At 60.3% G+C, this 25887-nt stretch carries 25 protein-coding genes and 1 pseudogene; 20 read left to right on the top strand and 6 right to left on the bottom strand.

Translation table 11 applies throughout. The annotated features are described in order from the left end of the window. Positions 1 to 327 precede the first annotated feature (327 nt). Complete coding sequence (locus F8N21_RS23175) at positions 328 to 1194, top strand: patatin-like phospholipase family protein (protein WP_150644332.1); 867 nt, start codon at positions 328 to 330, stop codon at positions 1192 to 1194. A gap of 15 nt (positions 1195 to 1209) precedes the next feature. On the opposite strand, the gene F8N21_RS23170 is transcribed toward F8N21_RS23175, so the two are convergent. After that, positions 1210 to 2130 (bottom strand): MurR/RpiR family transcriptional regulator, encoded by a 921-nt coding sequence (locus tag F8N21_RS23170; protein ID WP_150644331.1) that lies wholly within the window; start codon positions 2128 to 2130, stop codon positions 1210 to 1212. A gap of 299 nt (positions 2131 to 2429) precedes the next feature. On the opposite strand from F8N21_RS23170, the gene F8N21_RS23165 reads away from it, so the two are divergent. The 10 genes from F8N21_RS23165 to F8N21_RS23120 all read left to right on the top strand — a co-directional run bounded on the left by F8N21_RS23165 (position 2430) and on the right by F8N21_RS23120 (position 14114). Continuing rightward, positions 2430 to 4367, top strand: coding sequence for a bifunctional 5-dehydro-2-deoxygluconokinase/5-dehydro-2-deoxyphosphogluconate aldolase (locus F8N21_RS23165; RefSeq protein ID WP_150644330.1), 1938 nt, complete (start codon positions 2430 to 2432; stop codon positions 4365 to 4367). Between the two features lie 43 nt (positions 4368 to 4410). Further along, a complete protein-coding gene (locus F8N21_RS30550) occupies positions 4411 to 4563 on the top strand; it encodes a hypothetical protein (protein WP_191624389.1) in 153 nt (50 codons plus the stop codon). Positions 4564 to 4614: 51 nt separating this feature from the next. Beyond that, entirely contained in the window at positions 4615 to 5508 is an 894-nt protein-coding gene (gene iolE, locus F8N21_RS23155; protein ID WP_150644329.1) for a myo-inosose-2 dehydratase, read from the top strand. After that, positions 5505 to 6314: a 5-deoxy-glucuronate isomerase gene (gene iolB / locus F8N21_RS23150; protein WP_150644328.1), complete on the top strand. Its 810-nt coding sequence runs from the start codon at positions 5505 to 5507 to the stop codon at positions 6312 to 6314. Before iolE ends, iolB begins: the two co-directional genes overlap by 4 nt. Positions 6315 to 6346: 32 nt before the next feature. Beyond that, positions 6347 to 7849 (top strand): CoA-acylating methylmalonate-semialdehyde dehydrogenase, encoded by a 1503-nt coding sequence (locus F8N21_RS23145; protein WP_150644327.1) that lies wholly within the window; start codon positions 6347 to 6349, stop codon positions 7847 to 7849. A 37-nt stretch (positions 7850 to 7886) separates the two neighbouring features. Then, positions 7887 to 8708, top strand: coding sequence for a TIM barrel protein (locus F8N21_RS23140; RefSeq protein ID WP_150644326.1), 822 nt, complete (start codon positions 7887 to 7889; stop codon positions 8706 to 8708). 154 nt (positions 8709 to 8862) lie between these two features. Continuing rightward, complete coding sequence (iolD, locus tag F8N21_RS23135; RefSeq protein WP_150644325.1) at positions 8863 to 10800, top strand: 3D-(3,5/4)-trihydroxycyclohexane-1,2-dione acylhydrolase (decyclizing); 1938 nt, start codon at positions 8863 to 8865, stop codon at positions 10798 to 10800. A gap of 38 nt (positions 10801 to 10838) precedes the next feature. Further along, the gene (locus F8N21_RS23130) at positions 10839 to 11864 is read left to right on the top strand and encodes a Gfo/Idh/MocA family protein (protein WP_150644324.1); all 1026 of its coding nucleotides are present in this window, start codon (positions 10839 to 10841) and stop codon (positions 11862 to 11864) included. Between the two features lie 151 nt (positions 11865 to 12015). Beyond that, positions 12016 to 12876 (top strand): sugar phosphate isomerase/epimerase family protein, encoded by an 861-nt coding sequence (locus F8N21_RS23125; RefSeq protein ID WP_150644323.1) that lies wholly within the window; start codon positions 12016 to 12018, stop codon positions 12874 to 12876. Between the two features lie 185 nt (positions 12877 to 13061). Next, a complete protein-coding gene (locus F8N21_RS23120; RefSeq protein ID WP_150644322.1) occupies positions 13062 to 14114 on the top strand; it encodes a Gfo/Idh/MocA family oxidoreductase in 1053 nt (350 codons plus the stop codon). A gap of 4 nt (positions 14115 to 14118) precedes the next feature. Here the strand turns inward: F8N21_RS23120 and F8N21_RS31525 are convergent, their stop codons facing one another. Continuing rightward, complete coding sequence (locus tag F8N21_RS31525; protein WP_191624388.1) at positions 14119 to 14493, bottom strand: hypothetical protein; 375 nt, start codon at positions 14491 to 14493, stop codon at positions 14119 to 14121. Between F8N21_RS31525 and F8N21_RS23110 the strand changes: the two genes are divergently transcribed. The 6 genes from F8N21_RS23110 to F8N21_RS23085 all read left to right on the top strand — a co-directional run bounded on the left by F8N21_RS23110 (position 14492) and on the right by F8N21_RS23085 (position 21289). Next, positions 14492 to 15418: a sugar ABC transporter substrate-binding protein gene (locus F8N21_RS23110; RefSeq protein WP_150644320.1), complete on the top strand. Its 927-nt coding sequence runs from the start codon at positions 14492 to 14494 to the stop codon at positions 15416 to 15418. The two genes, F8N21_RS31525 and F8N21_RS23110, sit on opposite strands and share 2 nt — an antisense overlap. Before the next feature lie 70 nt (positions 15419 to 15488). Then, entirely contained in the window at positions 15489 to 17054 is a 1566-nt protein-coding gene (locus F8N21_RS23105; protein WP_150644319.1) for a sugar ABC transporter ATP-binding protein, read from the top strand. A 78-nt stretch (positions 17055 to 17132) separates the two neighbouring features. Continuing rightward, entirely contained in the window at positions 17133 to 18158 is a 1026-nt protein-coding gene (locus tag F8N21_RS23100) for an ABC transporter permease (protein ID WP_150644318.1), read from the top strand. Positions 18159 to 18609: 451 nt separating this feature from the next. Further along, on the top strand, positions 18610 to 19014 hold the full coding sequence (locus F8N21_RS23095; RefSeq protein ID WP_150644317.1) for a TraR/DksA family transcriptional regulator: 405 nt from the start codon (positions 18610 to 18612) through the stop codon (positions 19012 to 19014). A 338-nt stretch (positions 19015 to 19352) separates the two neighbouring features. Next, positions 19353 to 20966 (top strand): methyl-accepting chemotaxis protein, encoded by a 1614-nt coding sequence (locus F8N21_RS23090; protein WP_150644316.1) that lies wholly within the window; start codon positions 19353 to 19355, stop codon positions 20964 to 20966. A gap of 119 nt (positions 20967 to 21085) precedes the next feature. After that, positions 21086 to 21289 carry a hypothetical protein gene (locus tag F8N21_RS23085; protein WP_150644315.1) on the top strand — a complete coding sequence of 68 codons (204 nt, stop codon included), beginning with the start codon at positions 21086 to 21088 and terminating at the stop codon, positions 21287 to 21289. Between the two features lie 274 nt (positions 21290 to 21563). Here the strand turns inward: F8N21_RS23085 and F8N21_RS23075 are convergent, their stop codons facing one another. From F8N21_RS23075 to F8N21_RS23065, 3 genes are all read right to left on the bottom strand, one after another. Next, positions 21564 to 21803, bottom strand: a complete 240-nt coding sequence (locus F8N21_RS23075) for a DUF2789 domain-containing protein (RefSeq protein ID WP_150644313.1) — start codon at positions 21801 to 21803, stop codon at positions 21564 to 21566. Positions 21804 to 22015: 212 nt separating this feature from the next. Next, positions 22016 to 22246 carry a hypothetical protein gene (locus F8N21_RS23070; protein ID WP_150644334.1) on the bottom strand — a complete coding sequence of 77 codons (231 nt, stop codon included), beginning with the start codon at positions 22244 to 22246 and terminating at the stop codon, positions 22016 to 22018. Positions 22247 to 22394: 148 nt separating this feature from the next. Next, complete coding sequence (locus F8N21_RS23065) at positions 22395 to 22643, bottom strand: hypothetical protein (RefSeq protein ID WP_150644312.1); 249 nt, start codon at positions 22641 to 22643, stop codon at positions 22395 to 22397. Positions 22644 to 23066: 423 nt separating this feature from the next. Between F8N21_RS23065 and F8N21_RS23060 the strand changes: the two genes are divergently transcribed. From F8N21_RS23060 to F8N21_RS23050, 3 genes are all read left to right on the top strand, one after another. Next, a complete protein-coding gene (locus tag F8N21_RS23060) occupies positions 23067 to 23513 on the top strand; it encodes a hypothetical protein (RefSeq protein WP_150644333.1) in 447 nt (148 codons plus the stop codon). Beyond that, positions 23513 to 23716: a hypothetical protein gene (locus F8N21_RS23055; protein ID WP_150644311.1), complete on the top strand. Its 204-nt coding sequence runs from the start codon at positions 23513 to 23515 to the stop codon at positions 23714 to 23716. The genes F8N21_RS23060 and F8N21_RS23055 overlap by 1 nt, the downstream gene beginning before the upstream one ends. Positions 23717 to 23836: 120 nt before the next feature. Beyond that, the gene (locus tag F8N21_RS23050; RefSeq protein ID WP_150644310.1) at positions 23837 to 24853 is read left to right on the top strand and encodes an ABC transporter substrate-binding protein; all 1017 of its coding nucleotides are present in this window, start codon (positions 23837 to 23839) and stop codon (positions 24851 to 24853) included. A 239-nt stretch (positions 24854 to 25092) separates the two neighbouring features. Here F8N21_RS23050 and F8N21_RS23045 read toward each other — a convergent pair. Next, positions 25093 to 25602, bottom strand: a pseudogene (locus tag F8N21_RS23045) (TonB-dependent receptor domain-containing protein); the annotation flags it as partial. Between the last annotated feature and the right edge of the window lie 285 nt (positions 25603 to 25887).

The raw sequence follows: 25887 nt of genomic DNA, 5'->3' as shown, positions 1-25887 counted from the left end.
TACGCCGATCACGTACGTCCGCCATTTCGCCGGTGTAGGCCAATCCCCTGTGGGAGCTGCCGCAGGCTGCGATCTTTTGATCTTGATCTTCAAATCGCTAAAAGATCGCAGCCTGCGGCAGCTCCTACGCCGATCACGTACGTCCGCCATTTCGCAGATGTAGGCCAATCCCCTCACGTACGTCCGCCATTTCGCAGGTGTACGCGAAGCCCGTTTGCGTACACCCGTGAGAGGGCCGATGTAAGCGGTCCGGGTGGATCGCCATGGGCGTCCTCGCGCCAGCTATGCTTGTTGATTCAGGTGTCGGGTTGAAGCAGGAGGCCTGTCATGGCGACAGTCAAAACTGCACTGGTGCTGGCCGGGGGCGGCAGTCTCGGCGCGGTTCAGGTCGGCATGTTGCGGGCGCTGCTCGAGGCCGGAGTGGCTTTCGATCTGGTGATCGGTGCTTCGGTCGGGGCTATCAATGGCGCGTACTTCGCGGCCAGGCCGACAGCCGAGGGCGTTGCCGAGCTGGCGGACTTCTGGCGCGGGTTGCGCAAGGCGGATGTGTTTCCGGTTTCGCTGACCGATACCCTGGCCGCGATCCTGCGTCGGCGCGGTTATCTGCTGCAGTCTTCGGCGCTCCAGCAACTGGTGCGTCGGGCGCTGCCGGTGACCTTGATCGAGCAGACCGTATTGCCCCTGTACATCGTCACCACCAACCTGCTCACCGGTACCGACGAACTGTTGTCGAGCGGCAGTGTTGAACAGGCCTTGCTCGCCAGCGCGGCGATACCACTGGTGTTCCCCAATGTGCGGATCGGCGACAAATGGCTGGTGGATGGCGGTGTGACCAGTAACACGCCGATTGCCAGTGCGGTATTTCTGGGAGCAACCCGGGTCGTGGTGGTGCCGACCGGATTCGGTTGTGCCTGCCCACAGCCGCCGACCGGGCTGGTGGCGCTGGCGCTGCATACGCTGAACCTGATGAGCATGCGTCAACTGGTTCGCGACATTGAGTTGTATTCGCCGCGAGCCGATATCCATGTGGTGGCGCCGCTGTGTCCGCTGGGGATCTCGGTGTTCGACTTCAGCCAGACCGATCTGCTGCTACGACGGGCCTATGAGCAGACCCAGGACTGGATCGGCAAGGGCGGGCTGGTGCGCACCGGGGTTCCGGGTTCATTGCAGGCCCATACTCACCACCCCAGGTAAGCCAGTAGCGTCTGCCTAATCCTCAAACCCCACCTGCTCGTGAATCTCGTCGACCTTCAATTCCAGGCGATAGGCCACGGCGATAAACAGCGCCTGGCACAGGCACAAGGTGGCACTCAACGAACGGAAAGCGAATGAGCTGCCCTCATTGACCAGCAGCACAGTATTGGCGCGCTTGGCCAGGGGCGACAGGTTGCTGTCAGTGATGATCAGGGTTTTCGCCTGATGGTGTTGGGCAATACGCAGGCAATGCTGGGTTTCCTTGCCATACGGCGTGAAGCTGATGGCGATCACCAGATCATTGGCCCGCACGCTGCGCATCTGTTCCCGATAGCTGCCCCCCAGGCCCGAGACCAGGTGGATGCGCTTGTTGGTGTGCTGCAGGTTGTAGACCAGGTAATCGGCCACCGCGAATGAACGGCGCACGCCGACCACATAGATGTTGTCGGCATTTACCACCAGGTCGACGGCCTTGTCGAAGGCCTGATCGTCCAGTTCCAGGCCCAGACGTTCGATGCCCGACAGTGTGGCGTTGATGCATTCGCGCGCCAGATCACCGCCGCTGGCCTTCTGCGACTTGTTGGCGATCATGCTGCGGATGCGCTGCTGGTAGTTCTGCACCGGGGTGGTCTTGTGGGTGTAGGCCTCGCGGAACAACGCCTGCATTTCACTGAAGCCGCTGAAACCGAAGCGCTGAGAGAAACGCACGATGGCCGAAGGGTGGACTTCGCACTCACGAGCGATATCGCTGATGCGGTCGACCATGATCCGGTCGCTCTGCTGGCTCATGTAGCTGGCGATGCGTTTGAGCTGGCGCGGCAGGCTTTCGTATTCCTCGGTGATCAGCTGCAGCAGGCGCTCGGCATTGATCGGGGGGCTGCCGAGGTTGCTCTCGGGCGTGCTCTCGGACGTAGCCGGCTGATCGGTGCGGGACATAGGGAATCCTTCTGGCTTGTTCTTTTAGGGACGGCGGGTGAATGCCGGCCCTCGACACTAGGTTGGCTTGCGCAGTCTACAGGGTAGGCGCAAATAAAATCTTGAGCGTGAAGTCAGGGGTAGTTGCTGAATCGATCCACTTTCGTCCTGTCCGAGTTTATTGGAAAAAATATTCCACGTAAAAAATATATAGAATAAATATTGATTGGAGTCGCGAGACGTTTTAGTCTGGCCCACACCAAAAGTGTTCGCGCTTGCACCGCGGCGAACGCAGGCTGATAAAAATAACAGGAGCCAGCATGGGCCAGACTCGTTTTGCCAGTGGGCGTCAATTGGATCTGATTTGCCTCGGGCGCCTTGGCGTCGACCTCTACGCACAGCAAGTCGGTGCGCGGCTGGAGGATGTCAGCAGTTTCGCCAAGTACCTGGGCGGTTCATCGGCGAACATCGCCTTCGGCACCGCACGCCTTGGCCTCAAGTCGGCGATGTTGAGCCGGGTAGGGGACGACCATATGGGGCGTTTTCTGCTCGAATCCCTGACCCGCGAAGGCTGTGACGTCAGCGGGGTCAAACTCGATCCGGAACGCTTGACCGCCATGGTCTTGCTCGGGCTCAAGGACCGCGAAACCTTTCCTTTGGTCTTCTACCGCGAGAACTGCGCCGATATGGCCTTGCGCGCTGAAGACATCAACGAATCCTTCATCGCTTCCAGCAAAGCCTTGCTGATCACCGGCACGCATTTCTCCACGGACGGCGTATACAGGGCAAGTATCCAGGCGCTGGACTACGCCCAAAAGCACAACGTCAAGCGCGTGCTGGATATCGACTACCGCCCGGTGCTCTGGGGCCTGGCAGGCAAGGCGGACGGCGAAACCCGTTTCGTTGCCGACCAGAAAGTCAGCCAGCATGTGCAGAAAATCCTCCCGCGCTTCGACCTGATTGTCGGCACTGAAGAAGAGTTTCTGATTGCCGGTGGCAGCGAAGACCTGCTCGGCGCCCTGCGCACCGTGCGTTCGCTGACGGCCGCGACCCTGGTGGTCAAGCTTGGCCCACAAGGCTGCACGGTGATTCATGGGGCGATCCCGGCGCGTCTCGAAGACGGTGCGATCTATCCCGGGGTGCGGGTCGAGGTGCTCAACGTGCTGGGGGCCGGCGATGCCTTTATATCGGGCTTCCTCAGCGGCTGGCTGGAGGACGCGACTGACGAGCGCTGCTGCCAGTTGGCCAATGCCTGCGGCGGGCTGGTGGTGTCGCGCCACGCCTGTGCCCCGGCGATGCCGACCCGTGCCGAGCTGGACTACCTGTTCAACAGCCCGGTACCTATTACCCGGCCCGATCAGGACGAGATGCTGCAGCGCCTGCATCAGGTCAGCGTGCCGCGCAAAGCCTGGAAGCAACTGTTCATCTTTGCCTTCGACCATCGGTGGCAGCTGGTCGAGCTGGCACAACAGAGTGGTCGCGAGCTCAGCAGCATTGGTGAACTCAAGCAGCTGTTTATCAAGGCCGTGGAGCGGGTCGAGGCCGACTTGCGCCAGCAGGGTATCGAAGCGGATGTCGGTTTGCTGGCCGACCAGCGCTTTGGCCAGGACTCGCTGAACGCCGCCACCGGTCGGGGTTGGTGGGTCGCGCGGCCGGTGGAAGTCCAGGGTTCGCGACCGTTGGCTTTCGAGCATGGTCGTTCGATCGGTAGCAACCTGATCGCTTGGCCCCAGGAGCAGATCATCAAATGCCTGGTGCAATTCCATCCTGATGACGAGCCATTATTGCGTCTGGAACAGGAAGCCCAGATCAAGGGCCTGTATCAGGCGGCGCAAGTCAGCGGTCATGAGCTGCTGCTGGAAATCATCCCGCCCAGGGATCATCCGTCACCTTGGCCGGACGTGCTCTACCGCGCCATCAAGCGCCTGTACAACCTCGGCATTTTCCCGGCCTGGTGGAAGATCGAGGCGCAGAGCACCGCCGAATGGGAGCAACTCGACGCCCTGATTCAAGAGCGCGACCCCTATTGCCGCGGCGTGGTGCTGCTGGGGCTGAACGCCCCGGCCGCGGCTCTCGCCGAAGGGTTTCAGCAGGCCAGTCAAAGCAAGACCTGCCGTGGCTTTGCCGTGGGCCGGACGATTTTCCAGGAGCCCAGCCGAGCCTGGCTGGCCGGGGAGATCGATGACGAAGCGCTGATCCAGCGAGTGCAGGGCACCTTTGTCGAATTGATCGAGGCCTGGCGCACGGCCCGGGGGTGAAAGGCGACCTTTGTGGCGAGGGGGCTTTCTGTGGCGAGGGGGCTTGTCGGAACGCCGCATCGCCCCGTTCGGCTGCGAAGCAGTCGTAAAACCGGCGGATGCGTTCTACCTGAAAAACCGCGACTGCCGGTTTTGGGGCCGCTACGCGACCCAGCGGGGGCAAGCCCCCTCGCCACAAGTGTTCGTCGGCCTGTGAGGTCAGATTCACAGTCAGCAATTTATTCAGAAAACAACAAAAGGTGCAGCCATGCCCGCTATCCGAATTGGCATCAACCCGATCTCCTGGAGCAACGACGACCTGCCGGCTCTGGGCGGTGAAACACCGCTGAGCACCGCCTTGAGCGAGGGCAAGGAAATCGGCTACGAGGGCTTCGAGCTCAACGGCAAATTTCCCAAGGACGCCAAGGGCGTCGGCGATGTGCTGCGGCCTTACGACCTGGCACTGGTCTCCGGCTGGTACTCCAGCCGTCTGGCCCGGCGTTCGGTGGCCGAGGAAATCGACGCCATCGGCAGTCACGTCGAGCTGCTGGCGAAGAACGGCGCCAAGGTGCTGGTCTATGGCGAAGTCGCCGACTCGATCCAGGGCCAGCGCATTCCACTGGTTGAACGCCCGCGTTTTCACAGCGCACAGGCCTGGCAGGCATACGCCGACAAGCTCACTGAGCTGGCGCGGTTCACCCTGTCCCAGGGCGTGCGTCTGGCCTACCACCACCATATGGGCGCTTATGTCGAATCCCCGACCGACATCGACACATTGATGAGCCTGACCGGCAGCGAAGTCGGCCTGCTGTTCGATTCGGGCCACTGCTACATGGGCGGCGGCGAACCGCTGCAAGTGCTGCGCAAACATATCGACCGGGTGTGCCACGTGCATTTCAAGGACGTGCGCAAACCGGTGGTGCAACTGGCGCGCAACAACCTCTGGAGCTTCCCGGACTGCATCATCAACGGCACCTTCACCGTGCCCGGCGACGGCGATATCGACTTTGCCGCGCTGCTCGACGTGTTGCTGGCCGCCGACTATCACGGCTGGCTGGTAGTCGAGGCCGAGCAGGACCCGGCGGTGGCGCCGAGTTATGTCTACGCGAAAAAGGGCTACGACACCTTGCGTTCACTGCTGAATCAGAGGATCGGACAATGAGCCTGCTGGTCAAAAGCAAAGCCCGGGGCCAGACCATGGTCGAGCTGGGTGCCGATGAACTGCAATACGTCGGTTTTGCCGCCTACCGCCTGAGCCTTGGGGAAACCCTGCCGGTCAGTGCCGGTGATAAAGAACTGTGCCTGGTGCTGCTCAGTGGCCGGGTCACGATCCAGGGCGAAGCCCCGGGGCAGGGCGCCTTCAGCTGGGACAACATCGGCGATCGGCAATCAGTGTTTGAAGACAAATCACCCTTCGCCGCCTACTTGCCGCCCGGCAGTCAGGCGCAAGTGCTGGCCTTGAGCGACGTGCAGATCGCCGTGTGTGCCGCGCCCGGTTCGACCGGCAACGGCCTTGGCCCACGGCTGATCAAACCCGAGAATATGCAGCGCAGCGTGCGCGGCAAAGGCGCCAACACCCGTTACGTCTGCGACATCCTGCCGGACACCGAGCCGGCCCATTCACTGCTGGTGGTGGAAGTGCGCACGCCGTCCGGGCATTCGTCGAGCTACCCACCGCACAAGCACGACACCGACGACCTGCCGCACCAGAGCTTCCTCGAAGAAACCTACTACCACCAGATCAACCCGCCCCAGGGCTTCGTCTTTCAGCGGGTCTACACCGACGACCGCAGCATCGACCAGGCCATGGCCGTGGAAAACAGCGACCTGGTGGTGGTGCCCAAGGGTTATCACCCGGTCAGCGTGCCCTACGGCTACGAGTCGTATTACCTGAACGTGATGGCCGGGCCCAAACGCGTCTGGCACTTCCATAACGACCCGCAGCACAGCTGGCTGCTGGATTTGTAGGTTTCTATCTTTCAGATTGGAGAACGACAACAATGAGTGACGCCCAGGTTTTAGGCCATTACATCAACGGCCAAGTGCAGGACAGTGGCAGCGAACGCTTCAGCAACGTTTTCAATCCGGCCACCGGCAGCGTCCAGGCGCGGGTCGGGCTGGCCAGCCAGAAGACCGTCGATGAAGCCGTCGCCTCGGCCTTGAAGGCCTTCCCGGCCTGGTCCGGGCAGTCGTCCCTGCGTCGCTCGCGAGTGATGTTCAAGTTCAAGGAATTGCTGGATAAACACCATGATGAGCTGGCAGAAATCATCAGTCGCGAACACGGCAAAGTCTTTTCCGACGCCAAGGGCGAAGTGACCCGCGGCATCGAGATCGTCGAGTACGCCTGCGGCGCGCCGAACCTGCTCAAGACCGAGTTCAGCGACAACATCGGCGGCGGCATCGATAACTGGAACCTGCGCCAGCCCCTGGGCGTCTGCGCCGGCGTGACCCCGTTCAACTTCCCGGTAATGGTGCCGTTGTGGATGATCCCGATCGCGCTGGTCACCGGTAACTGCTTCATCCTCAAACCCTCCGAGCGCGACCCCTCGGCCAGTTTGTTGATGGCCCGCCTGCTCACCGAAGCCGGTCTGCCAGACGGTGTGTTCAATGTGGTGCAGGGCGACAAGATTGCGGTCGATGCATTGCTGCAACACCCGGACATCGAAGCGATTTCCTTTGTCGGTTCGACGCCGATCGCCGAGTACATCCACCAGCAAGCCACTGCCCGCGGCAAACGCGTGCAAGCGCTGGGTGGGGCGAAGAATCACATGATCGTCATGCCCGACGCCGATCTGGACCAGGCCGCCGACGCCTTGATCGGCGCCGCTTACGGCTCGGCCGGCGAACGCTGCATGGCGATTTCGATTGCCGTGGCGGTGGGCGATGTCGCGGACCAGCTGATCGCCAGACTGCTGCCGCGCATCGACCAGTTGAAGGTCGGCAACGGCATGCAGGCCGACAGCGACATGGGGCCGCTGGTCACCGCCGAGCACAAGGCCAAGGTTGAAGGGTTTATCGATGAAGGCGTGGCCCAGGGTGCGCAGCTGATTGTCGACGGCCGCCACTTCAAGGTCCCGGGTGCAGAGAATGGCTTCTTTGTCGGCGCGACGCTGTTCGACAACGTGACGACCGAAATGAGCATCTACCAGCAGGAAATCTTCGGTCCGGTGCTGGGCATTGTCCGGGTCGCCGATTTCGCCAGCGCGGTGGCCTTGATCAACGCCCACGAGTTCGGTAACGGCGTGTCCTGTTTCACCAGCGACGGCGGCATCGCCCGGGCGTTCGCACGGACCATCAAGGTCGGTATGGTCGGCATCAACGTGCCGATCCCGGTGCCAATGGCCTGGCATTCCTTCGGTGGCTGGAAGCGTTCGCTGTTTGGCGATCACCACGCCTACGGCGAAGAAGGCATTCGCTTCTACAGCCGTTACAAAAGCGTGATGCAGCGCTGGCCGGACAGCATCGCCAAAGGCCCTGAGTTCGGCATGCCGACCGCTAAATAAACCTATCGATCCACCTTGAGAGCGGAGAACAAGAATAATGAGCCAGCCCCTGCGTTTCGCCCTGAACCGTATGGTCGCCCCAGGATTGTCACTGCCGGATTTCATTGAGCTGGCGGTGACCTTGAAAGCCGATGCCATCGAGATCCGCAACGACCTCAAGGGCGTCGAGATCGAAGACGGTACGCCGCCAGCGCGGGTCCGCGAGTTGTGCGCGGCCAAAGGGATCAAGGTGTTGTCGATCAACGCGCTGTATCCGTTCGATGTATGGAACGACGAACGTCGGGAGCAAGCCCGCAAGCTGGCCGCCTATGCCCGCGATTGCGGTGCGCAGGGGCTGGTGATGTGTCCGCTGAATGATCGCGCCGACCCGCGCACCAAGGTCCAGCGCAACACCGCATTACGCACGGCGCTCAGCGAACTGGCGCCGATCCTGCGCCAGCACGGGATTCTCGGGTTTATCGAACCGCTGGGCTTCGAAGAGTGTTCCCTGCGGCGCAAACGCACGGCGGTGGACGCGATCAAGGCGATTGGCGGGCTGGATGTGTTCCGCCTGGTGCATGACACCTTCCACCATCACCTGGCCGGCGAACACGAGTTCTTCCCCGAGCTGACCGGGCTGGTGCACATCTCCGGCGTCGAGGATGCACAGGCGCCGCTGGCGAGTATTCGTGATGGGCATCGGGTGTTGGTGGGGGAGGCGGACATCCTCGGTAATGCCGCGCAGATCGATACCTTGCTCAGCTCCGGCTACACGGGCTACCTGTCGTTCGAGCCGTTTGCCGAAAGCGTGCATGGCCTGGTGGATATCGAGCAGGCGATAGGGGCGAGCATGGAGCATTTGAAACACTCCCTGGCATAAACCGTCCACCGCGTAGGAGCTGCCGAAGGCTGCGATCTTTTGATCTTGTTGTTCCGGGAAACATCTCAGTCGGATGCAAGATTGTCAGGATCAAAAGATCGCAGCCTTCGGCAGCTCCTACAGGGGATCTGAGGTGCATTTGAAAGGATCGGACATGACTACTACACGACTGACCATGGCCCAGGCCCTGGTGAAATTCCTCGATAACCAGTACGTCGAGGTGGATGGGGTACAAAGCAAATTCGTTGCCGGGATCTTTACCATTTTCGGTCACGGCAACGTCCTGGGCCTCGGCCAGGCCCTGGAGCAGGACAGCGGCGATCTGGTGGTGCATCAGGGCCGCAACGAGCAGGGCATGGCCCATGCGGCCATCGGTTTTGCCAAGCAGCATCTGCGGCGCAAGATCTACGCCTGCACTTCTTCGGTCGGACCCGGCGCGGCGAACATGCTGACCGCCGCAGCCACCGCCACCGCCAACCGGATTCCATTGCTGCTGTTGCCCGGCGATGTCTACGCCAGCCGCCAACCGGACCCGGTGCTGCAACAGATCGAGCAGTTCCATGACCTGAGCATCAGCACCAACGATGCCTTCAAGGCCGTGAGCAAGTACTGGGACCGGATCAACCGCCCCGAGCAACTGATGAGTGCGGCGATCCACGCCATGCGCGTGCTCACCGACCCGGCGGAAACCGGCGCGGTGACCCTGGCCTTGCCCCAGGACGTGCAAGGCGAAGCCTATGACTATCCCGACTACTTCCTGCAAAAGCGCGTACACCGCATCGACCGCCGCCCGGCCACCGAAGCGATGCTCGGCGATGCCCTGGCCTTGCTCGAAGGCAAGCGCAAACCCTTGATCATCTGCGGTGGCGGGGTCAAATACTCCGGGGCCAACGCAGCCTTGCAGGCGTTTGCCGAGCGTTTCGATATCCCCTTCGCGGAAACCCAGGCCGGCAAAAGCGCGGTGGTTTCCGCTCACCCGCTGAACCTCGGCGGCATTGGCGAAACCGGTTGCCTGGCGGCGAATCTGCTGGCCCCGCAAGCGGACCTGATCATCGGTATCGGCACCCGCTACACCGACTTCACCACCTCGTCGAAATCGCTGTTCCAGCATCCCGAGGTGGAATTTCTCAACCTCAACATCAGCCCCTGCGATGCACTGAAACTCGATGGCGTGCAACTGCTGGCTGACGCCAGGTCCGGGCTGCAAGCCTTGTCCGATGCCTTGGCGCGCACCGGTTATCGCTCCGCCTGGGGCGATCAACCGAGGGAGGCTAAGGCGCAACTGGATGCCGAGGTCGACCGGGTTTATCAGGTCGAGTACCAGAGCGACAACTTCGTCCCGGAAATCCACGACCACATGGACCCGGCGGTGCTGCGCGAATTCATCGAGCTGACCGGTTCCTGCCTGACCCAAAGCCGGGTGCTCGGCGTGCTCAACGAACGCTTGCCGAGTGACGCGGTGATCGTTGCCGCTGCCGGCAGCCTGCCCGGTGATCTGCAACGCAGCTGGCGCAGCAAGGGGGTGAACAGCTACCACGTCGAGTACGGCTATTCCTGCATGGGCTACGAGGTCAATGCCGCGCTGGGGGTGAAGCTCGCCGAGCCTGAGCGCGAGGTCTATGCGCTGGTCGGCGATGGCTCCTACCTGATGCTGCACTCGGAGCTGGTGACCTCGATTCAGGAGCGACGCAAGATCAACGTGATCCTGCTCGACAACATGACCTTCGGCTGCATCAACAACCTGCAGATGGAACACGGCATGGACAGCTTCGGCACCGAGTTCCGCTTCCGCAACCCGCAAACCGGCAAGCTCGATGGCGGGTTTGTGCCGGTGGACTTCGCCATGAGCGCGGCGGCCTATGGCTGCAAGACCTACAAGGTGAATACGGTCGAGGAGCTGCAGGCAGCGCTGGCCGATGCCCGATTGCAGAGCGTGTCGACGTTGATCGATATCAAGGTTCTGCCCAAGACCATGATCCACAAATACCTGTCCTGGTGGCGCGTCGGCGTGGCGCAAGTCTCCACCAGCGCGCGCACCGATGCGGTGGCGAAAACCCTGAATGAACGACTGGCCAAGGCCCGTCAGTACTGATTGCCCTGCACACAAAACTTTCCAACGGGAGAATAGAGATGTCGTTGCTTTTTAATTCGTTGCGGGTCGGCGTCATCGGCACCGGTGCCATCGGTCAGGACCATATCCGGCGTTGCAGCCAGACCCTGCTCAACAGCCGGGTGGTGGCCGTTACCGACATCAATCTCGAGCAGGCGGCCAAGGTTGTCGCCGACTTGAAACTGACCGCCGAGGTCTATCCCGATGGCCATGCGCTGATCAACGCACCAGAGGTCGAGGCGATATTGGTGACGTCCTGGGGCCCGAGCCACGAAGAGTTCGTGCTCGCCGCGATTGCTGCCGGCAAACCGGTGTTCTGCGAGAAGCCACTGGCGGTGACCGCCGAAGGCTGCCGCAAGATAGTCGAGGCTGAAGTAGCCCATGGCAAGCGGCTGGTGCAGGTCGGGTTCATGCGCCCCTACGATCAGGGTTACCAGGCACTCAAGGCGGTGATCGACAGTGGCCAGATCGGCGAGCCGTTGATGCTGCATTGCGCTCACCGCAACCCGACCGTGGGCGAGAACTACCAGACCGACATGGCCATCACCGACACGCTGATCCATGAACTGGATGTATTGCGCTGGCTGCTGGCCGATGACTATGTGTCGGTGCAGGTGGTGTTCCCGCGCAAGACCAGCAAGGCCCACGCCCACTTGAAAGACCCGCAGATCGTCCTGCTGGAAACCGCCAGGGGCACCCGTATCGACGTCGAGATTTTCGTCAATTGCCAGTACGGCTACGACATCCAGTGCGAAGTCGTCGGCGAGACCGGCATCGCCAAACTGCCCGAGCCGTCCCAGGTGCAATTGCGCAGCGGCGCGAAACTCTCCAACGCGATTCTGATGGACTGGAAGGATCGTTTTATTGCTGCCTATGACGTCGAGCTGCAGGCCTTTATCGACGGTGTGCGCGCCGGGCAAGTCGGCGGGCCGTCGGCCTGGGACGGGTTTGCGGCGGCAGTGGCGGCGGATGCGTGCATCGAGGCACAAAACAGCGGAGCGATCGTCAAAGTCGCACTCCCTGACCGCCCCCATTTCTACGGCTAAAACACGCCCCCTGTAGGAGCTGCCGCAGGCTGCGATCTTTTGATTCTGGCGTCCATCCAGACAACGCGTTGTTCGCCGAAAAGATCAAAAGATCGCAGCCTGCGGCAGCTCCTACAACAGCAGCGCCAGTCATTGGCGACGGAGAACAATAATGCGCATCGCACTAGACCCCTACATGTACCGCAACCTGTCCCTGGGCAAGATGGTCGACAAGGTCGCCGAGCTCGGTTACCAGCATATCGAACTGTCGCCGCGGGAGGATTTCCTGCCGTTCTACAAAGCGCCGCGGGTCGACCGGGCGCGGATCAAGGAGTTTCGCAAAGCCCTGAGCGACACCGGGGTGCAACTCTCCTCGCTGCTGCCGATGTACCACTGGGCCGCTGCCGATGAAGGCCTGCGCCAGGCCGCCTTGCGCAACTGGAAGCGCGCGATCCAGATTGCCGTGGAAATGGACTGCGAACTGCTCAACACCGAATTCACCGGCCAGTCGGATAATCCGCTGGTCTGCGAGAACCAGTTCATGCGCTCCATGGACGAGCTGATGCCGGTGTTCGAACGCGAAGGCATCAAGCTGGATATCCAGGCCCACCCCTATGACTTCTGCGAGCGCAACAACGAGTCGGTGGACATCATTCGCGGCCTGGATCGCGACTGGATCAACTACCTCTATGCCGCGCCCCATACCTTTTTCTACGACGACGGCAAAGGCGACATCGCCTCGATGCTCAAGTATGCCGGTGACAAGCTCACTCACCTGATCATCGCCGACACCTACAACCACAAGGCGTCGTCAGGCCTGCGCTACATCGTCAACCCGCCGGGCGTGACCGCCACCGTGCACCAGCACCTGGACATCGGTCAGGGCGAAGTCGACTGGCAGGCGTTTTTCAGCACCTTGCGCGAGCTCAAGTTCGACGGCATCGCCACGGTCTCGGTGTTCGCCTGGGAAGACCGGCCGGACGAATCCAACCGGATGATGCTGGATCGAGTCAAAAGCGAGTTATGCCGTTAAGCGCGAGTCCCCGTAGCAGCTGGCGAGCCCGCGAGCCTGCGTTCGAGCGCGAAGCGGTTAGTCCATCAAACTCGGTGTGCCTGATGCACCGCGATTGCAGGTTTTACGGCCGCTGCGCAGCCGAACGCAGGCTCGCAAAGCTCGCCAGCTGCTACGGGGCCACCTTCAACATTAAGGAAAACGTTATGCGTATCGGACTTGTCGGTTACGGCCATGGTGGCCGGTTTTTTCATGCTCCGCTGATCAGCAGTCTGCCCGCCGCGACCTTTGTCGGCGTGGTGACGCGTTCGGCCGAGCGGCGCCAGTGCCTGGCAAAGGACTACCCGGGTGTACCGGCCTTCGACACTGTCGCCCGGTTGGTCGAAGCCGGGGTCGATGTGCTGGTGGTTTCCACACCTCTACCGGGGCGCCAGGCGCTATTGCTCGAAGCCATCGGCCACGGGGTGGCGGTGGTCAGTGACAAACCCTTTGCCGCCGACGCGCAGCAGGCGGGCGCCTTGATCGCCGCTGCCGAATGGCAAAAGGTGCCCTTGAGCGTCTACCAGAACCGCCGCTGGGATTCGGATTTCCTTACCGTGCGCAAACTTTTCGAGGCCGGCGCCCTGGGGCAGGTGACCCGCTTCGAATCAAGGGTCGAGCGCTATGCCCCGCAGTCGGTGGGTAATGGCAACGGCGGCGGTTTCCTCCGCGATCTGGGCAGCCATCTGGTGGATCAGGCCCTGCAACTGTTCGGGCCGGTGGCGCGGGTCTACGCCGAGCTGCACTACGCCCATCAAGGACAGGAGTTCGATGACGGCTTCTTCGTTTCCCTGACCCATGCCAATGGGGTGATTTCACACCTGTCCGGCAGCTGCTTGCAAAACAGCCCGGCCCCCCGATTTCGGGTCAATGGCACAGCAGGTTGCTACACCGTCGAGGGGCTGGACGGGCAGGAGGCCGCAGCGCTGGCCGGTCTGTCGCCCAAGTCCGAGGGTGACCGCTGGGGCGTTGAGGAGCATCGACGCTGGGGCTGGTTCGAACAAGGCGAGGAGCGCGAACGGATTCCTTCCGAGCGCGGCTGCTGGCAGCAGTTCTATATACAGCTACAAACCGCGTTACAGAGCGCTGGCCCACTGCCGGTCGATCCCCGTGATGCACTTGAAACCACCCGCGTGCTGGACGCGGCGCGACTCAGTGCGCAACGCCAGCAGGTGGTCGAACTGAGCGACATGGCCAGTAATGGAATAAAACCAGAATAAAATTCTAAAATTGATTGATATAGAAAATATTTTCCAATAAAGTCATTTCCAGGTTGCCGACATCAACGTCCGATCTGCCTCGAGTCACTTGAAGCAGTAGCGGACGAACCAACAAAAACAAACAGGTACCGTCGATGAAAGCCTTCAGCACTGCTCTACGGATCTTGCGTCCCGCATTCCACCTGCCCCGCGATCTATCGCGCGGTCCGCACCTGTCCATACTCCTTTCTCTTTCCAGACTCCTGTGCGTCGAGCGCAACAGTGCCTTGGTGTGCTGCATTGCCGGCGCGCCCATCGTTCGTTTGCCAGCGCAGGCCAGCTGAATCCGGTCCAACGCCTTATCCATAAAACCAACAAGAATGTGGAGACAGACTTTCATGAAGACCAAGACCCGTTTCGCCTCACTTGCCTTGTCGCTGATGCTCGCCAGCGGCGCGGCGTTCGCTGACCTGAAGATCGGCGTGAGTATGTCGCAATACGATGACACCTGGCTGACTTACCTGCGTGAATCCATGGACCAGAAAGCCAGGTCCATGCCCGACGGCGTGACCTTGCAATTTGAGGACGCTCGCAGCGACGTGGTCAGGCAGCTGAGCCAGGTGGAAAGCTTCGTCAGCCAGAAGGTCGATGCCATCGTGGTCAATCCGGTGGATACCGCCGCGACCAGAAAGATCACCGAAGCCGCGGTCAGCGCCGGGATTCCGCTGGTCTACGTCAACCGCCGTCCGGATGACCTGAAGTTGCCCAAGGGCGTGATCACCGTGGCTTCCAACGACCTTGAAGCCGGCGCGATGCAGATGCAGTACCTGGCCGAGAAACTCAATGGCAAGGGCGACATCGTGATTCTGCTCGGCGACCTGGCGAACAATTCCACCACCAATCGCACCAAAGGCGTCAAAGAGGTACTCGCCAAGTACCCGAACATCAAGATCGATCAGGAGCAGACCGGCACCTGGTTGCGGGACAAAGGCATGACCCTGGTAAACGACTGGCTGACCCAGGGCCGTAAATTCGACGCCATCGTCTCCAACAACGACGAGATGGCCATCGGTGCGGCCATGGCCCTGAAGCAGGCCGGTGTCGACAAGGGCAGTGTGCTGATCGGCGGCGTCGACGGTACTCCCGACGGTTTGCGCGCCGTGAAGAAAGGCGATCTGGCGGTGTCGGTGTTCCAGGACGCCAAGGGCCAGGCCGTGGGTTCGATCGACGCGGCGGTGAAGATGGCCAGGAACGAACCGGTGGACCAGACCCTGTGGGTGCCTTACCGCTTGATCACCCCGGAAAACGTCGATCAGTTCAACTAACCGGTCCATTCAATAACAACAATAAGCACGCAAGGTGGCCAAGGCGGCCTTGCTGATGGAGTACCTGATCATGTTCGCTTCAGCGACTGCTTCGAGCACCCCGTTGGTGGGTATCCAGCCAACTGCCACGCCTTTCGATGAACCGTACCTGCTGGAGATCATCAACGTCAGTAAGGGTTTTCCCGGTGTGGTGGCCTTGTCCGATGTGCAGCTGCGGGTACGCCCCGGTTCCGTGCTGGCCCTGATGGGCGAGAACGGCGCCGGCAAATCGACCCTGATGAAAATCATCGCCGGCATCTACCAGCCGGATGCCGGCGAACTGCGCCTGCGCGGCAAGCCGGTGACTTTCGACACGCCGCTGGCGGCGCTGCAGGCCGGGATCGCGATGATCCACCAGGAACTCAACCTGATGCCGCACATGAGCATCGCCGAGAACATCTGGATCGGTCGCGAGCAGCTCAACGGTTTCCACATGATCGACCACCGGGAAATGCATCGCTGCACGGCGAACCTGCTGGAGCGGCTGCGGATCAACCTCGATCCCGAAGAGCAGGTCGGCAACCTGAGCATCGCCGAGCGGCAGATGGTCGAGATCGCCAAGGCGGTGTCCTACGACTCCGACATCCTGATCATGGACGAACCGACTTCGGCGATTACCGACAAGGAAGTCACCCACCTGTTCTCGATCATTGCCGACCTCAAGGCCCAGGGTAAGGGCATCATCTACATCACCCACAAAATGAACGAAGTGTTCAGCATCGCCGATGAAGTGGCGGTGTTCCGTGACGGTGCCTACATCGGCCTGCAGCGGGCTGACAGCATGGACGGCGACAGCCTGATCTCGATGATGGTCGGCCGTGAGCTGAGCCAGTTGTTCCCGGAGCGCGAGAAGCCGATCGGCGATCTGTTGCTGTCGGTGCGCGACCTGCGCCTGGACGGGATCTTCAAGGGCGTGTCGTTCGACCTGCATGCCGGCGAGATTCTCGGCATCGCCGGGTTGATGGGCTCGGGGCGGACCAATGTCGCCGAAGCGATTTTCGGCATTACCCCAAGCGACGGTGGCGAAATCCAGCTCGACGGTCAGCCGGTGCGCATCAGCGACCCGCACATGGCCATCGAAAAGGGTTTTGCGTTGTTGACCGAAGATCGCAAGCTCAGCGGCCTGTTCCCCTGCCTGTCAGTGCTGGAAAACATGGAAATGGCCGTGCTGCCGCACTACGTCGGCAACGGCTTTATCCAGCAGAAAGCCCTGCGCGCCCTGTGCGAAGACATGTGCAAGAAGTTGCGGGTGAAAACCCCGTCCCTGGAGCAGTGCATCGACACCTTGTCCGGTGGCAATCAGCAGAAGGCCTTGCTGGCCCGCTGGCTGATGACCAACCCACGGATCCTGATTCTCGACGAGCCGACCCGCGGCATCGACGTCGGCGCCAAGGCCGAGATCTACCGGCTGATTTCCTGCCTCGCCAGCGAAGGCATGGCGGTGATCATGATTTCCTCGGAATTGCCGGAAGTGCTGGGCATGAGCGATCGGGTGATGGTCATGCACGAGGGCCACCTGATGGGCACCCTCGACCGCAGCGAAGCGACCCAGGAACGGGTCATGCAACTGGCTTCCGGAATGTCCGCGGTTCATTGACGGTTCAATGCATTTAAACGGTTTCTGTTGGCGCCCAGGGTACTGGTCGCCGGCAACGCTATAGAAGGGTGAGTGGCTATGAACAACGCGATACTGGAAAACAAACCCACGGCAGCTCCGGCCAAGACGCGCCGACGGTTCCCCACCGAATTGAGCATTTTCCTGGTGCTGATCGGCATCGGCCTGGTCTTCGAAGTGTTTGGCTGGATCGTTCGCGACCAAAGCTTCCTGATGAACTCGCAACGTCTGGTGCTGATGATCCTGCAAGTGTCGATCATCGGCCTGCTGGCGATCGGCGTGACCCAGGTGATCATTACCACCGGCATCGACCTGTCGTCCGGCTCGGTGCTGGCGTTGTCGGCGATGATCGCCGCGAGCCTGGCGCAGACTTCGGACTTTACCCGGGCGGTGTTTCCCTCCCTGACGGACCTGCCGGTGTGGATTCCGGTGATAGTCGGGCTCGGGGTCGGACTGCTGGCAGGGGCGATCAATGGCAGCATCATCGCCATTACCGGGATTCCACCCTTTATTGCTACCCTCGGCATGATGGTCTCGGCCCGTGGCCTGGCGCGTTACTACACCGAAGGCCAGCCGGTGAGCATGCTCTCCGATTCGTACACGGCCATCGGCCACGGCGCGATGCCGGTGATCATTTTCCTGGTGGTCGCGGTGATCTTCCACATCGCCCTGCGCTACACCAAGTACGGTAAATACACCTACGCCATCGGCGGCAACATGCAGGCGGCACGCACCTCGGGGATCAACGTCAAGCGCCACCTGGTGATCGTCTACAGCATCGCCGGGCTGCTCGCAGGGTTGGCCGGGGTGGTAGCTTCGGCCCGCGCCGCGACCGGGCAGGCGGGGATGGGCATGTCCTACGAGCTGGACGCGATTGCCGCAGCCGTGATCGGCGGTACCAGCCTGGCCGGCGGAGTAGGGCGCATCACCGGCACGGTGATCGGCGCGCTGATCCTCGGGGTCATGGCCAGCGGCTTCACCTTCGTCGGAGTCGATGCCTATATCCAGGACATCATCAAGGGCATGATCATCGTGGTCGCGGTGGTCATCGACCAATACCGCAACAAGCGCAAACTAAAACGCTGAGACACCCCGATCCACGGTAGGAGCTGCCGCAGGCTGCGATCTTTTGATCTTCGTTTTTGATCCGGAAAATGGATTGCCGGAACGGACGTCAAGATCAAAAGATCGCAGCCTGCGGCAGCTCCTACGGGATTATGTTCCGTCAGTCGCATTGAAAACCTGACAACCGCGTCGCCGTTTGTCTTCTATAGAGCGCCGCTTGATTGAATTTCTTGTTATAAACGCACTCCGATGATCGCCTGCAAGGCCTGCCTTAGCGCATTTTCAATCTTTGTGGGACAAATTCGCTGTCATTTCAGTTGCTGCGCCCTCAAGTCGGCCTTAGACTGCCGCCCCTCGTAAATTGAGTGCCGGGTGGCGCTTGGAATGTATGGCGCCTTTCCGACGATCTGAACCGGTCGACTGGAACGCTCCCTTATTCGCCTTAATGCACGTATTTTTTATAGAGAAATCAATGACAAAGGAAAAGTTGCTGGCCATGCCGGCGGATGACTACATGAACGCCGAGCAACTGGCTTTCTTCACTGAGCTGCTGCAGGCCATGAAGGTCGAAACCCACGCGCGTATCGAGCAGAGCCGCATTGCCATTGAAAGCCTGGACACCCCGGCCGACCCGGCCGACGCCGCTTCCGTCGAAGAAGAGCGTCACTGGCTGGTCAACGTCATCGATCGTGATCAGCGCATGCTGCCGCAGCTGGAAATGGCCCTGGGCCGTATCGCTGAAGACACCTTCGGCTGGTGCGACGACAGCGGCGAGGCCATCGGCCTGAAACGCCTGCTGATCAGCCCGACCACCAAGTACTGCATCGAAGCTCAAGAACGTCACGAGCAAATCGACAAGCACCAGCGTCAGGCCTGACAGGGCTTTTCTGGCTAGAGAGCTTGCTGTGGATGGGGGCTTGCTTGTGAAGGGCTTGCTGTGGCGAGGGGGCTTGCCCCCGCTGGGCCGCGCAGCGGCCCCAAAATCAGCCAGCGCGTTCCGTCAGGTAAAATCCGTCTGCAGGTTTTACGACTGCTTCGCAGCCGAGCGGGGGCAAGCCCCCTCGCCACAGCAAGCCCCCTCGCCACAGGTCTAGCGTTTCATCCCGCACTTCTATTGATCTGTTGCAACACCACGACTAAGGGACCATAGATAATGGCCCGGTAGTGGCGTTTAATGCCGACAAAATAAATAGAAGCAGCAGTGGGGTGACGAACATGACGAGGGACGGATCTCTGGTTGGCGCTACGCCGCACGCTGCGGCGTCGCCCGGCCCGGCACGCTGGCTGGCACCTACCGTGCAAAGCATCGCCCTGATGCTGGTACTCGGTGGCATGGCATTCGGCGGCTGGTCGCTTTACCTGTGCCTGCCGCTCGCGGTATTGACCATCTGGCTGCCTCGCCTGCGTTCGCGACCGGTCATCGATCCGACTGTGGCGGATTCTTCCAGCGCCATCGCCGAGTTGACTCGCGACCTCTCCTACACTACCAGCCATAATGCCTTGTCCGCCGCCGGCGTGGCCTACTCGGTCAAGCAACTGGCCGCCAGGGTGCAGTCGCAGCTGGATGCCGCGGCGCGGATCGTCAGCAGCGCCGAAGTAATGATCGGCACCGAGCAAGTCACCTCGCAACTCAGTCGACAAGCCCTGAGCGCGGCCAGTGAGGCCCATCAGAGCAGTATCGAAGGGCGTACGGTGCTCGCAGACTCGATAGAGCGCATGCATAAGCTCAGCCAGCGCGCCAATGACAGTCGTCAGTTGATGGAAGCCCTGAGTCTGCGCAGTGAAGAGATTCAGCGGGTGACCCTGGTGATTCAGTCGATCGCCAGTCAGACCAACCTGTTGGCGCTGAACGCGGCGATTGAAGCGGCGCGTGCCGGCGAACATGGACGCGGTTTCGCCGTGGTTGCCGACGAAGTTCGCGGCCTGGCCGGACGCACAGCGACGGCTACCGAGGAAGTCGGGGTGATGGTCGCCGATATTCAGCAGCGCACGGCGCAGGTGGTGGAACAAATCCGTCAACTGTCCAGCGACCTGAATACCGGCGTCGAGCAGGTGGAGCACACCGGCCAGTCGTTGCAGACTATTGCCCGGCTGGCGGCGGGAGTGGAGAGCCAGGTAAGTGACATCGCCAAGGGTGCGGATACCAATCGCGAACAACTCGACAGCCTGTTCCATGCCGTTGAGCAGATGCGCAGCGACCTGGCGGTCAGCGATCAACAGACCCGAAGCCTGGCCGAGGCGGCGGTGCAAATGGAAGGCCAGGCCGAATCCATCAGTGAACGCCTCGCTGCAGTAGGGCTGGACGACTATCACCAGCGCATCTATGACCTGGCCCTGGAAGGGGTCGGCCAGATTGCCGCGCAGTTCGAAGCCGATATCGATCAGGGCCGTGTCAGCCTGGAAGATCTGTTCGATCGCAACTATCAGGCGATCCCCAAAACCACCCCGGCAAAATTCCAGACCCGTTTCGATCGTTACGCCGATCAGGTGTTGCCGGCGATCCAGGAGCCATTGCTGGCGCGGCATGAAGGCCTGGTGTTCGCGATCGCCTGTACCCAGCAGGGTTACGTGCCGACCCACAACAAAATATTCAGCCAAGCCCTGACCGGGGATGTCCAGGTCGATACGCTGCATAACCGCACCAAACGAAAGTTCGCCGATCGAACCGGGATCCGCTGTGGCAGCCATCAACAGCCGGTTTTGCTGCAGACCTACACCCGCGACACTGGCGAGCTGATGCATGACCTTTCGGTGCCGATCATGCTCAAGGGGCGGCATTGGGGTGGCTTGCGGTTGGGCTACAAGCCTGAGAACACACCTCGCCACTAACAGATGATTGTTACATTTGATGCAAATAACCTGTGCAGGGCGATAGCTTTTTCCCTACCCGGTAAATCATTAATATGCCGATATTGTTAGGTAGCTAATGAAATGCTCGGGAAGTGCTCATGCAAAGCAAAGTCGATGTTGCGGTAATGATTGGCAGTGGAGTGCCAGCCACTCTACGGGCGCTGGGCCGAAGTGTCTGCTGGGTCGTGCTGCTCAATGGCGAACGACGCGGTACCGCGTTCTGCACTCGCGATGAAGCCGAGGAGTGCAGGGCTGCCTGGCTGGCTCAACTGAATGCCGAAAAACCAGACAGCCTGCATTGAATGCTGCGTTAGGGTCTGTTGACGTTTGGTGGCGAGCCGCGTTGCTGTGCCAACTTGCGCGAGGCAAGGCGCGGGATGCCGCCAATGGTTGTTCCCTTGGCAAATCCCGCAACGCAGCCTCGCGCAAGTTGGCGCGCAACCCGAAGGGACGGGGCCCACTTGGCGCAGGGCTGCGTTGCTCGGAGCTTATTTGGAACAACCAAACCACGTGGATCCGGCCTTGCCCTGCGCCAAGTGGGCCGCCGTCGCGGCCGTCACCAAACGTCAACAGACCCTAATGCCTCTGATGCATGCGCAGGTTCAGATCGTCGACCACTCGTGCCCAATCGGCATCTTCGCGCAGCTGTTCTTTCAGAAAGGCCGCCTGCTGGGGTGACCAGAATTCAGCGTCTATCAGTTTTTTATCGTTGGCCAGCGGCGAGTGGCTGGCAATGAAATCGTCGATAGCCTTCTGATTGGAGTCCAGCCCCAGCTGATCGAACAGTCCAGTCAAATCATGTGTCGGTGAATCCATGGTCTTCTCCTTCCCGATTGGCAACCCAAGGGTTCGAGGGTTGAGGTCTCATTGCCACACTGCATCTGAGGGGAAACTGACGCCAAGCGTTCGATTGGCAGCAGAGCCAGCCTCAGGCTGAAGTGGATCATGCCGTCAAGGCTAGCTCAGGTCTGGAACAAGGCCATGGTTGCCATGGAATTCGCGCGGGTGACTGGCGCAAGGCTGATCGATCAAGCGTTCAATGCGCCTTCATCGACGGCAACTTTCAGCGACTTGGCGGCATCTTTGGCTGCTTTTTCGGCAACGTCCGAAGTCTTGAACCAGCGGTCCTTTTCGACCTGATGGTAGGTCACAGTGGTCAAGGGCGGTTTGGCACGCATCACGATGACTGCCTGAAACTCGCCTTCGACTTCCCTGGACTCGCCATGGATGAAAAATTCACCTATATCAAATTCCGTCACGTAACGCCTTCCCATGGAGGTTATTGTACTTTTGAAGCACAGCCTGGCAGGCTGGATTTCAGTGATCGGGCCAGTATGGCAGTTGTTGCCTGCCGGCGGCTGAGTTAAGTCATCGGAGTGACGAAACGATTGCACCGGCAAGCGCTGGTCAACTATTGTTTTCCAGGGTCTTTGCCAGAGCGCAGGCGTCGTTGTGGTTGCGGCGAAATCCTCTGACGCGTCCGGTGGTGGTTTCTTTGATGTGAAAAAAGTTCTTGCCTGCGAGTACCACCTGATAACGCAGCAAAGGCAGGTATTCAGGGCCTGGTTCCAGTGGGTAGAATGGCTTGTCGCGCAGCGGTGCCACGGAGTTTGCGAAAGTGCCCGAGTCCTGGGCGAAGGATAGAGGTGTGCGCATAGGAAGTCCCTTTCTATGGTTTTACCGACGCTATCTGTGGTCTCAATGAGCATGGCTGCTCTAGAATCACCTCTAGCGCTGGAGGTATAGGCGTATCTAAAGCATTTTTTTTCTTGCGATATGTCAGAAAAGTGCTTTTTTAAAAGAGTTTTCTCTCTGAAGTTGATAGTCCAGTATTCTCTGGCCATTAGAAGGGCGATTTCCTTCAAGGTCTGACGATGGCATGGCTAGGCAGCGCCAGTGTGGCTCCACTATTCTTGGCCTGTTGCAGGTTGGAGCAGGGTTCAACTCTTTTCCGGGACCTGAGTGTCAGTCATTGTCGTGTCAGTGCCGACCCAGGCGTTTTTTGTGCTGTCTGTGTTTCATACAGGCAGAATCATTTTTAGATTCGGGGACGTTTCCTTGGCAGTAAGTAATCTCGATATGCATGCTTTGTTCGTGCTCGGTGATTTGCGCGCAAAGCTGGTCAAACAATTTCAATCACGTTTCGTCTACATCACCGAACAGACGGCTGAAGGTATCTACATCGCCGAGATCGATACCGAAACGGCATTGGTCGTCGATGATAAGCCGCGCCTGGAACTCAAGGTGGGTGACCACTTCCGCGCTGCGGTATTGCCCAGCCGTGAAGGTGGCAAGTTCGAAATCAAGTTTCGCGAGATCAAACTCACGGTTTATGGTCTGGGCGAATATGCATTTGTCACCACGGCCGATGGACACGCCATCCTGTTCAAGGAGGGGCAAACCGTCGTGACGGTGTTCGCCACCAACGAGCAGTTGCAGGGCGGACTGACCAAGACCCTGAAAGCGATCACCACTAAAGCGGCGAAGTGGCGCAAGGGCGAGCTCACGTTCAAGGCCAGCGAGTAATGACGCTGACCCGCGCCGATTTCCATGAGCAGAACCTTGAGAGTGCTCAGGCGCTAGCCCTTCACCTTTTCCAACAAAAGGCCGTTCTGCAAGGTGCCTGGTTGGGTTGGGTGGCTTCGCAGATCTACAACTTGCGCCCGGCCGAGTACGCCAGCATGGTTCGACGTGAATTGAAGCGCTTGCAGGAAGCCGGCGAAAAATAACCGACATGCCTCGAAAGCAGGAACCTCTACTACAGTCAGTTGACTGAACTACCAGAGGCTCGCGGTCTTCCTCGGGAAGATCATCCTGCTATTGCCGTGAAAAGCACGAGGTGCATAAGCATGAAAGGCTTTCGAGTGCTGCTGGCCAGCACGTTGACCACTCTGTGTTTGTTGACTGCGTCCCTCCCGGCAGCTGCGGCCCCGGCGCCGATTCATTTTGCCGACCTCAACTGGGAAAGCGGCAGTCTGATCACCGACATCCTGCGGATTATTGTCGAGAAGGGTTATGGACTGCCCACCGATACGCTACCGGGCACCACCATTACCCTGGAAACCGCGCTGGCCAACAATGACATCCAGGTCATCGGGGAAGAGTGGGCGGGGCGCAGCCCGGTGTGGGTCAAGGCCGAGGCCGAGGGCAAGGTAGTGAGCCTGGGCGATACCGTCAAAGGTGCGACCGAAGGGTGGTGGGTCCCCGAGTATGTGATCAAGGGTGATCCGGCCAAAGGGATCAAGCCCATGGCGCCGGGCTTGCGCAGTGTGGCCGATCTGCCGCGGTACAAGGATGTCTTCAGTGATCCGGAATCGCCCGGCAAGGGCCGTTTTCTCAACAGCCCGATTGGCTGGACTTCGGAAGTAGTCAACGCGCAGAAGCTCAAGGCCTATGGCCTGAGCGACAGTTATGTGAATTTTCGCAGCGGCTCCGGTGCAGCGCTGGACGCGGAAATCAGCTCGTCGATCCGGCGTGGCAAACCGGTCCTGTTCTATTACTGGTCACCCACGCCGTTACTCGGGCGTTTCAAGCTGATCCAACTGGAAGAGCCGCCATTCGACCCCGAGGCCTGGAAAACCCTGACCAACGCCGATAACCCCAACCCCCAACCCACCCGCTCGCTGCCGTCGAAATTGTCGATTGGCGTGTCCACGCCGTTCCAGAAGCAATTTCCGCAACTGGCGGAGTTCTTCACCAAAGTCGATTTTCCGATCGATCCCTTGAACAAGGCCTTGGCCGAGATGAGCGAAAAACACACCGCCCCGCGCCAGGCCGCCGAAGCCTTTATGAAGGCTCATCCGGATGTGTGGCGAGCGTGGTTGCCCAAGGATGTGGCGGACAAGGTTGCTGCGGCGTTGAAATAATTGAGGGTGTACACCTATCCCGTAGGAGCTGCCGCAGGCTGCGATCTTTTGATCTTCTGGCCTGCAAAGCAGGTCCGTAGCAGCTGGCGAAGCCTGCGTTCGAGCGCGAAGCGGTCGTAAAATCAGCCACTGCGGTTTTACAGGGTGACCGTGTGCACATGTTTTACGACTGCTGCGCAGCCGAACGCAGGCTTCGCCAGCTGCTACGGAGAGTATGCGGAGCCAACTGGCTCAGCCACTCAAAACCGGGTCTGCACCGCCAGCTCGAATGTCCGTGGCGTCCCCAGGTAGTACGCCGGCGAAACATGGGCGAATTCGGCATACACCTCATTGGTGAGGTTGCGCACCCGGCCAGTCACGGTAGTGTTCCGGTCCACCTTGAAGCTGAGGAAGGTCCCGTACAAGGTGTAGGACGGCAAGGTCTGGGTATTGGCGTTGTCGGCATACACCGACGCCACATAACGCGCGTCGACGCCGCCTTGCCAGGCTGGGGCAAAGTCATAGGTCAGCCACAGATTGCCGACCCGTTGCGGAACATTGGTCGGGGTGTTGCCCTTGCGTGAGACCACCACCCCCGCGGCATTTTTTTCATTGAATTCGTCGTACTCGGCATCGACCCAGGCGAAGTTGCCTTCGGCCAGCAGCTTCGGGGTGATCCTGAAAGAACCTGCAAGCTCGATACCCTTGGAGGTCTGCTGACCGACCGGAATGCTTTGGGTCGGGTCCAGTGGATCGGTCACCTGGCGGTCGATATAGCCGTTGCTGGCATTGCGACTGACGTCCAGCCGCGCGTAGTGCTGGACGTCCGAGCTGGCGTCGCTCAGGGCATGATTGAGGCCGAAGGCGATCTCACTGGTGTCGTAGCTGCCATAGCTGACGCGGCCTTCAGCCGCTTGCTCCTGGCGGGTCGCGAGTTTGGTGATAGTTCAGCGAACCACCGACGGAACCGGCGCCATTGATCAGCGACGATGGACCACCCACCAGTTCCACCCGGTCATGGATCCAGGCATTAGCATTGCTGGTGGCACAGGAAC

Origin of the sequence: Pseudomonas fluorescens, from assembly GCF_902497895.1 — a bacterium.
Classification (GTDB): Bacteria; Pseudomonadota; Gammaproteobacteria; order Pseudomonadales; family Pseudomonadaceae; genus Aquipseudomonas; species Aquipseudomonas fluorescens_BP.
Note: the sequence above shows the minus strand (reverse complement) of the source record. Positions and strands in the feature narration are given on the sequence as shown.